This window comes from Burkholderia sp. B10 (assembly GCF_004368385.1).
GTDB classification, from domain to species: domain Bacteria; phylum Pseudomonadota; class Gammaproteobacteria; order Burkholderiales; family Burkholderiaceae; genus Burkholderia; species Burkholderia vietnamiensis.
Genome location: NZ_PQMX01000128.1, coordinates 1 through 9,062, shown reverse-complemented (window position 1 = coordinate 9,062; position 9,062 = coordinate 1). Strand labels below are relative to the sequence as shown.

The following is a 9,062-nucleotide window of genomic DNA, read 5'->3' as shown; positions in this document are numbered from 1 at the left end:
CCGGCGAAGCCACCGCCGCCGCCGTTGCCGCCGTTCCCGCCGATCAGCGTGCCCTGGTTCGACACGTCGGCCGCGGGCGTCACCATGACCAGCGCCGCGCCGCCGCCGCCGCCGCCGCCGCCGTTCGACACCGGTCCCGACGTGCCGGCCCCGCCATTGCCGCCGGTGCCGCCCTGCACCGTCATGCCGCTGTTGACCGTCACGCTGGTGCCGGTCGAATACACACCCGCGCCGCCACCACCGCCACCGCCGGCGAAGTTGAAGCCGTCGAACGCCTGACCTGCGCCGCCCTGCACGTTCGCGTTGATTACCACATCGCCGGCGAGCGCCGCGGCAGGGGCTCCGCCCGGGCCGCCCTGGCCGCTGTCGTTCATCGCGCCGGTGCCGCCTGTCCCGCCCGACGTGGCGCCGCCCGGAATCTGGACCGTGTTGGGGCCGCTCAGCGTAGATGCACCGCCGCCGCCGCCGTTACCGCTGCCCCCGTTGCCGCTGCGGTCAGGGGTGCCGCTGCCGCCCGCGGCGCTGCAATTAGCGATGGTGCTGGGCGCACATGTGACGGCCCAGGCCGGGACGGCCGCGCCGGCCAGACCCAGCGACACGCCAATGGAAACGATGGAAGCGCAGCGGCGCGCGGGTGTGGCGCCATGGCTGGCGTCGACCCCGCCGTGGGATGCTTTGGTGTGCTCGGATACCACTTGCGGAGCGCGCAAGCTGCGGCTCCAGACCAGCCGATAAACGCGGTTCATGTCGGTCCCCTCGGTGCGTAGACGCATGGGCCGGGCGTTGGTCCAGGAGACGCTGGACCGATGGCGCGACGGACCCGTTCTAGTTGAATTTCTTCTGTTGCGCGCCGGTCCGCGGATACTGATTTTTCTGGCCCATCGGTCGGGCGCACGCGCGCGCAATATAACATCTGCGCGCCGATTATTGCCTGGTGGTTACGAAAAACGCGCCGCTTCGCGGAGGCACGTCGTTTGCTCCCGTGCGGCGGCGAGCGAGCCGCTTTCGCGCGTTGTCGGGCGTGCAAATCGATGGTCGCGGCAACGATGCACGGCGGGCGCTGCGCAGCGCCTGCGGCGCGCCGGTCACACGCCCCTTCCCGCCCGCGGCGATCACTTACAATTCGTCCGGTTCGATCGTCGCTGCAGGTTCCGTTCTTGCAGCCCTCACACCGCGACACACGCGCCGTGTCTCGTTGCGCCTACAACTGAATACCAGCCATGCCGGATTTCCGTTCTTTGCCTCGCACGACATTCGAGGCTGTCGCGTCACCGCAGGCGTCGCGTGCCGCCGGCGGCCGGCCGGCGCGCGTCTTTGCCGCGCCGTGCGCCCGAACACGCGATGGACGCCGCACGAACGTGCATGCGGTTGCGATCGCGTCGCGCCGGCGCGCGCCGGCCGACGGAGCAACGCGATGAGCAAGCTCCTGAACGGCAGCACCGGCGACATCGTCGCGCTCGCGACGCTCGCGGTGCTTTACCTCGGCGGCGTCGGGCTCGCGCTGTGGCGAATTCGCGCGGCCGCGCCGCGCGGCAAGCTCTACTGGATCGTCTGTATCGCGCTGCTGGCCGGCGGCGCCGTGGCGATCACGCAAAACCTGTCGCCGGAGCACGACCACGGGGAAATGCCGCCCGGTTTCGCGCTCGGCGTCGAAGCGGTACTGCTCGGGCTCGCACTCGTTGCCGCCGGTTGCGCTTGGGTGATGTTGCGGGGGCGTCGCGGTTGATATCTGCGGTGTCAGCCGCGCGTCCGTCACGCGTGAACGACGATGCATATGCCGGGCAGCGCTGAGCTGCGGATGCGTCATGCAGACGGCGCCCGTGCGGTGACGAGCCAGCACGCGGCATCGAAACTCAGGTCCGTGCCCTGCACGTAGCGATCGAGCGTCGCGGCTGATACCGGCGGTGTCATCCGCATATCCGTCACGCGTGAGCGACGACGCATATGCCGGGCAGCGCTGCCCCGTGGCCGCCTCACGCAGACGGCGCCCGTGCCGTGACCAGCCAGCACGCTGCATCGAAGCGCAGATCCGTGCCCTGCACGTAGCGATCGAACGCGCCGCGCACTTCGTCGAGCACACGCTGCCGCGTCGCAACATCCACCTGCCGCAGCGCCAACCCGACCGGGCCCAGCCGCGCGACGTAGTCGTCCAGCGCGGCCGTCGGCAACGCGCACGCGACATCGACCGGCTCGACCGCGAGGTCGGCCCAGCCGCTGTCCGACAGCACCGACACGACGCGCTGCCGGTCGCCGAATGCGAACTGTCCGGGCGCGCCCGGCTGTCGCGCAGGCAGATCGGCCAGCAACGGCGCGGCGGCGCGTTCGGCCGTCGTCATGAACGGATTGTCGGCCGCGGCGCGCCAGGCGACGAACCGCAGTTGCGCGTTCGCGCGCGCCGCACGCCGCAGGTTGGTGAACGCGCGAACCGGATCGTCGAAGAACATGACGCCGAAACGCGACACGATCAGATCGAAGCGCTCGCGTGCAAACGGATGCGTCTGCGCGTCGGCATGCACGAATTCGACATCGACGCCGTCGCGCTCGGCCCGCTCGCGTGCCGCGGCGATCATCCGCGCCGAAATGTCGACGCCCGTGCACTGCGCGTCCTTCGCGAGCCGTCGCGCGATCGCGAGCGTGACCGCGCCGGTCCCGCATCCGACGTCGAGCACGCCATGCGCGGACGTGGCTGCCGCCGCGTCCGCGAGCAGCGTCTCGAACGGCTCGAACATCCGGTCGAGCGTGCGCTGCGCCTCGACCCATGCGAGCCCGGACGGGCCGTTCCATAGCGCGCTCTGTGCTTCGTTGGGGCGGCTGTCTGTCATCATCGTCATCCTTTGCGCTGCAGCGTTGATCGGAATCGCGACTATGCTGCTTCAAGCCGGCTTGAAGTCAAGGCTGCGCTCGCCGACCGTTCATATTTCTTACATTCGCGCTGCGTATCGTTGACGGCTTTCCTACGGTGCCTTCCATGCCACGACTGCTCTCATCCGCGCTGTTCGCGCGCTGCGCCGCGCTCGCCGCGGTCGCCCTGTCCGCGTGCTCGAACCACATCGACTCGCCCGCCGACCCCGCGAGCGCCGCGATCAACGTCCAGGCCGCATGGGTCGAGATCGGCGACGCGAACCAGGCGATCGCACGCGTGATCACCAACTACAGCCCGGCTTCCGCGAGCGATCCGGTGTGTCCGCAACTATCGGTCGACGGCAAGCAGTCGCGCATGACGCTGCGCGCCGGCGCCGCGACCGTCGCGCAACGGCCGACGGCCAGCGACCCGGCCGACTCGAAGCCGTCGAGCTTCCCCGTGTCGGTGTGCGAGGCGACGTTGCCGGCCGATGCGCAGGCGGCGAGCGTCGCGGGCCGCACGCTGCCGCTGCCGAAGGCGCAACCCCAGCGCGTCGCGATCATCGCCGATACCGGCTGCCGGATGAAGAAGGCCGACAACGCATGGCAGGCGTGCAACGACGCGACCGTCTGGCCGTTCGACACGATCGCGGCGAGCGTCGCGAAGCTGTCGCCGGACCTGGTGCTGCACGTGGGCGACTACCACTATCGCGAGAACGCTTGCCCGCCGGACATCGCCGGCTGCAAGGACAGCCCATGGGGTTACGGCTGGGATGCGTGGCAGGCCGACCTGTTCCGCCCGGCCGCCCCGCTGTTCGCCAAGGCGCCGTGGGTGGTCGTGCGCGGCAACCACGAGGAATGCGCGCGCGCGGGACAGGGCTGGTATCGCTTCCTCGATCCGCGCCCGTATGCCGCGACGCGCACGTGCGACGATCCGGCCAACGACGCCGACGCGAACTACTCCGAGCCGTACGCGGTATCGCTCGGCGGCGGCACGCAGGTGATCGTGTTCGACAGCGCGAAGGTCGGGCGCAATCCGCTGAAGACGACCGACGCGCAATTTCGCATCTACCAGAAGCAGTTTCAGTCGGTGGCGTCGCTCGCGTCGAAGGCGGGGATGTCGACGACGATCTTCACGAACCATCATCCGATCCTCGCGTTCGCGCCGATCGCGGGCAGCACGCCGGCGCCGGGCAACCTCGCGCTGCAGTCGGTGATGGCGAGCCTGAACGCGCAGGCGTACTACCCGCCCGGCATCCATGTCGCGCTGCACGGCCACGTGCACGACTTCCAGGCCATCAACTTCTCGTCGGGACATCCGGCGACGATCGTGTCGGGCAACGGCGGCGACAACCTCGACGTCGCGCTGCCCGATCCGTTCCCGGCCGGCCTCACGCCTGCACCGGGCGCCGTGATCGAACGGCTGTCGCACAACAACAGCTTTGGCTTCCTGATCATGGAGCGGCGCCCGGCGCCCGCGACGGGCTGGCTGTTCCATGCCTATTCGGCGGCCGGCAAGCTGCTCGCGTCGTGCAGCCAGTCGGGCACGACGCTCGCCTGCGACAAGACCGGATTCATCACGCCGTGATCGACGCGATTCGAGCGACGGGTCGTTCGCCGAGGGATTGCGGCGAGGTGCTCGTGCGGCGCGCGGTTATGGTCGGATCGGCGGGCGCATATGGGTGGGCGAACGGCGCAGTCGCCGGTCCGGCGACTGCCTCGACTTCCAGCGTCGGCAGCCGGACGATACGCATGGCCGCTGCAGCGGCACTCGTTGGGATCGCCCTATCGGCGGCGCCGTCGACGCGGGCCGCACCGCCGGAAACGACGCTGCTGGCGGGCGCACCGCCGTCGCGCGTGGTCGGCACGATCGGCGACGGCACACCGCAGGTGGCGGGCAAGATCGATGCGGCTACCGCCCGTTTCGCGCCCGACCCGACGCTCGTCGCGCTCGGCCGTCGGATCTTCTTCGATTCGCGGCTGTCCGAGCCGCGCGGCATGTCGTGCGCGGGCTGCCACGATCCGGCGCGCGCATTCGCGCCGACGCTGTCGGCCGCCGCACTCGCGGGGCCCGGCGTGCCGGAAGGCAGCCGCCCGGGCCGCTTCAGCCGGCGCAACGCGCCGTCGCTGCTGTATGTGCGCTACGTGCCGCGCCGCCACTTCTACCAGGACGACGACGCGCCGGCGCCGGCGCCGTTCGGTGGGCTGTTCGACGACGGCCGCGCGGATACGCTCGCCGAACAGATCCGCGGGCCGCTGTTCGATCCGAACGAAATGAACAACCGGTCGCCGGCCGCGCTGCTGCGCAAGGTTGACGGCACCGAACTGGCCGGCGATCTCGCCGCGAGGTTCGGCGCGTCGGTGCGGCGCGATCCCGAACAGCTGGTGCAGGCGCTCGGGTCGGCGATGGAGGCTTATCTGCAGAGCGATGAAATGGCGCCGTTCACGTCGCGCTTCGACGCGTTTCTGCGCACGCGTGCGCCGCTTGCTCCGGCCGAGATGCGCGGCCTGGCGCTGTTTCGCAATCCCGACAAGGGCAACTGCATGAGTTGCCATACGCTGTCGGAGACGTCCAGCCGGCCGGAGCGCTCGCTGTTCACCGATTTCGGCTACGACGCGATTGCGGTGCCGCGCAACCGGGCGCTCGCCGCGAACCGCGATCCGCGGCATTTCGACAACGGACTGTGCGACACCGCCGCGCGCCTGCGCTGGCCGGAGCCGACGCAATGGTGCGGCTACCTGCGCACGCCGGGGCTGCGCAACGTCGCGGTCAAGCAGACGTTCATGCACAACGGCGTGTTCCGCACGCTGCGCGACGCCGTCGCGTTCTACAACACGCGCTCGACCGACCCTGCGTTCTGGTATCACGGCGCACGGACGTTCGATGACGTGCCGGTGGCCTATCGCGGCAACATCAACGTCAATTCGACGCCGCTGAATCGTCGGCCGGGCACGCCGCCGGCGCTGACCGACGCCGAGATCGACGACATCGTCGCCTTCCTCGGCACGCTCACCGATGCGCGCTATGCGGAACTCGTGCCGCGGGGCGGTTCCGATGGAGTGGCCCGGGGCGCGGCGCGGACGCGCTGAGTGGGGGGGATGGGCGCGTATGGGCGCGCGGGCTCGCCGGAGCCCGCGTACCGTTGCCTTGTCGCGCGAGGTTGTCGAAGCGAACCTGGCGGGAAGGCGCGGGGCGAACGGGGTGTCTGCACGTTGGGCGGTTGCTTCGCGTTGTAGGGCGACGCAAGACCGTGGCACGTCTCGGTATCACGGCCTGAAACGCGGGCGATAACGACCGGCGCGGAAGCCCTTCCGCGGTGCTTGGACGCAAGCGCCCTCTGTCCCGCCTCATCCCTTTCACCGATAGCCCGACATTCCGCTTGACAACCCACTTCGCCCCAAATACTGTATGGATAACCAGCTGTATAACCAACCAGTATTGGCGGCACCGGCACGAAGCACGCGCCACCGTCGGCAGGACTGGTTGTCGGCTCCGGGTCCGGCGTAGCGTTGCATCGCGGCCGGCCCGGTCGATCGACGAGAACACCCGGAGAGCCTTATGCAACAAGGGTCCCTGTTTAAAGCGGAACATCTGGTCCGTATCGTCAACGACACCGATCGGCAAGTGCTCGCCTGGCTGCGTGCACAGGTCGGCGACGCCCGCGTCGAGCGCGCGGCGCGCCAGCTCGGCCATACGCGCAAGCCGTTTCCGTCCGCGCTTTGCCGCTATCTGGGCGTGAGCGCGCCGGCAACGCTGCGCCAGCCCGAGCGGTCGCGTGTCGCGCGCGACTTCTCCGTCGGCGATCGCTATCTGTCGCTGATCCGTCAGCACCTCGCCACGCATACGGTCGGTCGATGAACGCGCCGAAGTCATACCGGTGGCGCAGCGTCGCACGGCGCGCGACCGGCGCAAGCACGCCCCGCCATATCGGCCGCCCCGTCCCGCCGTCGCGGCAAACGGGCGCGGAAGGCTACGCCCGTGCCGAGCCGGCGCCCGCGCTTACGCAGCGGCCGCCGCATCGCGTATCAATCGGCCAAGCGTTTGGATCGCCTCTTCGTGCGCCGCATCGAATACCCGCGTGCAGGCAAGCCGAATGTACGCGTCGAAGCGGTCGGAATTCGAGAAGATCGAACCCGGCGCAATCCGTATCCCTTGGGCCAGCGCCACGTCGAACAAGGCTTCGGAATGCACGCCGTCCGGCAGCGCGATCCACAGAAGCATGCCGCCCGGCGGGCGGTTCATTCTCGTGCCTGAAGGAAAATGCCGCGCGATCGCATCGATCGTCACGTCGCGCTGCACGCGAAGCTGTTCGCGGAACCGGTGCAGATGGCGATCGAACGCGCCGGAGCCGACGAACTCGGCCGCGACGGCCTGCAGCAACGCCGCGTTGTGCCGGCTGTGCGCGAACTTGAGCATCTTCACGCGCGCGTGCCAGCGGCCCGCACTGATCCAGCCGAGCCGCATGCCGGGCGCAAGCACCTTGTTGAACGACGGACAGTAGATCACCGTGCCGTCGCGATCCCAGGCCTTGACGGGCTTCACCGCGTGCGGCGCCTCGACGAGTTCGCGGTACGGTTCGTCTTCGATCACGGCAACGCCGTGTCGCGAACACAGCGCGACCAGCGCGGCCTTGCGCTCGTCCGGCATCACGCTGCCGAGCGGGTTCTGCAGATTCGGCACGACCACCACGGCGCGGATGTCCGGATACGCGGTCAGCGCCACGTCGAGCGCTTCGATCGACAGCCCGGTCGTCGGGCTCGCCGGAATCTCGAGCGCGCGCAGCCCGAGGCTCTCGAGCATCTGGATCAGGCCGAAGAAGGCCGGCGATTCGATCGCGATCGTGTCGCCGGGCTGCGCGACCGCACGCAGCGCGAGATTCACCGCGTCGACACCGCCGCTCGTCGACATCACGTCGTCCGGCGCGACGGTCACGCCGTAAGACAGCGCGCGTCGGGCCATCGTCTGCCGGAATTCGGGCGACCCGCCCACCGGCCCCGCATCGGTCAGCAGCGTCGGCTTGCGCCGCAGCAGCCGGATCGCGAGCGCCTGCAGCGGCTCGGCCGGATAGAGCGTCGCCGACGCGGAGGCACCACCGAGGTTCAGCGCATCGGACGCCGCATTGCCGCGATCGATTACGCGCGACACGCGCTCGTGCAGCCCCGCGAACGGCGGCGCGACACTCAGCGGCGGCGCTTCGGTTTCCGGCAACGTGCCGAGCGCCGCCGCGGCGCGGCGTCGCACGAAATAGCCCGAGCGCGGCTTCGCCTCGCACCAGCCCGTATCCTCGAGCCGCCGGAACGTCTGGATCGCGGTCGACAAACTCACCGCATGTTGCGCCATGAACGCGCGGACCGACGGCATCCGGTCGCCGGGCGACAGTGTGCCGGCCGCAATGATGCGGCGGTAATGCTCGGCGAGCCGCTCATAGAGCGGTGCGCCGGTCATCGGCAAGGGCGTGCGGGACGGGGCGTCGATGGGCGTCATGCGAGCGATCGTGCCCGCGCGCCTTCCCGGGCGCCAGATACAGATGTCAGGAAAACCCACCGATACAGCGCGACCAAATCGCCGTCTGCACCGCAACAGATCGCGGCTCGCTGAATCTGTCCCGCTCGCACGCGTTTTCTTAATCTTGTCTCACGCTATCGTCCCGCCGTCGCGGGGCCGCGGAACCTGGAAAACGACTCGCCATGCGCACGGAACATATCCGGCTCGACGCCGGGCAAAGCCACTTTGCGTGGTTCGACAAAGGCAGCCGGATCGTCGTGCTCGACGGCGCGCTCGCGGTCACTTGGCGCCACGGCGGTCTCGACTGGCTGCCCGAGACGCCGCCGTACATGCGCCGCGTGCTCGACGAAGGCGAATGCATGGCGATCGACACGGCCGGCCACCTGATGTTGTCCGCTGACGGCTCGCGGCCGAGCGGCGCGAGCATCGCGCCACCTGCGCCGCGGCCCGGTGTGTTCGCGATGTTGCAAGCATGGCTGCGGTGGTGCGTGGCGCAGGCGCTCGGCGCGCGTCATGCGCGGGAACGGCCTTAAAGGCGGCCGCCTCGTCACGACCCCGTACGCCCTGTTGCCGCGTGCCCTCGGCGTTTCGCGCCGTCTGCCGTCTGCCGTGTCACCGTGCGTCCGCGCACCTGCAGAAGCAATTCAAACGAGCGACCCCACCGCTGTCACCGCCCAGCGATGAACACCGCCCGACCCCGCCCGCTCCCCGCCTC

Annotated in this window: 8 protein-coding genes; 5 read left to right on the top strand and 3 right to left on the bottom strand. The window is 69.7% G+C overall.

All coding sequences use genetic code 11. The annotated features are described in order from the left end of the window. Nucleotides 1-746 (bottom strand): ESPR domain-containing protein (locus C3Y15_RS30585; protein WP_208328111.1); only part of this gene is annotated, 746 nt, incomplete at its 3' end. A gap of 668 nt (nt 747-1,414) precedes the next feature. Here C3Y15_RS30585 and C3Y15_RS30580 point away from each other — a divergent pair. Continuing rightward, entirely contained in the window at nt 1,415-1,726 is a 312-nt protein-coding gene (locus C3Y15_RS30580; RefSeq protein WP_011882001.1) for a hypothetical protein, read from the top strand. 247 nt (nt 1,727-1,973) lie between these two features. Here C3Y15_RS30580 and C3Y15_RS30575 read toward each other — a convergent pair whose 3' ends face one another. After that, nucleotides 1,974-2,822: a class I SAM-dependent methyltransferase gene (locus C3Y15_RS30575; protein WP_034193878.1), complete on the bottom strand. Its 849-nt coding sequence runs from the start codon at nt 2,820-2,822 to the stop codon at nt 1,974-1,976. 146 nt (nt 2,823-2,968) lie between these two features. Here C3Y15_RS30575 and C3Y15_RS30570 point away from each other — a divergent pair, with 146 nt between their 5' ends. From C3Y15_RS30570 to C3Y15_RS30560, 3 genes are all read left to right on the top strand, one after another. Then, a complete protein-coding gene (locus tag C3Y15_RS30570) occupies nt 2,969-4,429 on the top strand; it encodes a metallophosphoesterase (protein ID WP_045578092.1) in 1,461 nt (486 codons plus the stop codon). 164 nt (nt 4,430-4,593) lie between these two features. Beyond that, nucleotides 4,594-5,931 (top strand): cytochrome c peroxidase, encoded by a 1,338-nt coding sequence (locus C3Y15_RS30565; protein ID WP_059567755.1) that lies wholly within the window; start codon nt 4,594-4,596, stop codon nt 5,929-5,931. A 469-nt stretch (nt 5,932-6,400) separates the two neighbouring features. Then, on the top strand, nt 6,401-6,700 hold the full coding sequence (locus C3Y15_RS30560) for a hypothetical protein (protein WP_011881997.1): 300 nt from the start codon (nt 6,401-6,403) through the stop codon (nt 6,698-6,700). A 141-nt stretch (nt 6,701-6,841) separates the two neighbouring features. Here the strand turns inward: C3Y15_RS30560 and C3Y15_RS30555 are convergent, their stop codons facing one another. Further along, nucleotides 6,842-8,326, bottom strand: coding sequence for a PLP-dependent aminotransferase family protein (locus C3Y15_RS30555; RefSeq protein WP_085954507.1), 1,485 nt, complete (start codon nt 8,324-8,326; stop codon nt 6,842-6,844). A gap of 203 nt (nt 8,327-8,529) precedes the next feature. Between C3Y15_RS30555 and C3Y15_RS30550 the strand changes: the two genes are divergently transcribed. After that, nucleotides 8,530-8,880 carry a hypothetical protein gene (locus C3Y15_RS30550; RefSeq protein WP_069246512.1) on the top strand — a complete coding sequence of 117 codons (351 nt, stop codon included), beginning with the start codon at nt 8,530-8,532 and terminating at the stop codon, nt 8,878-8,880. Nucleotides 8,881-9,062 lie beyond the last annotated feature (182 nt).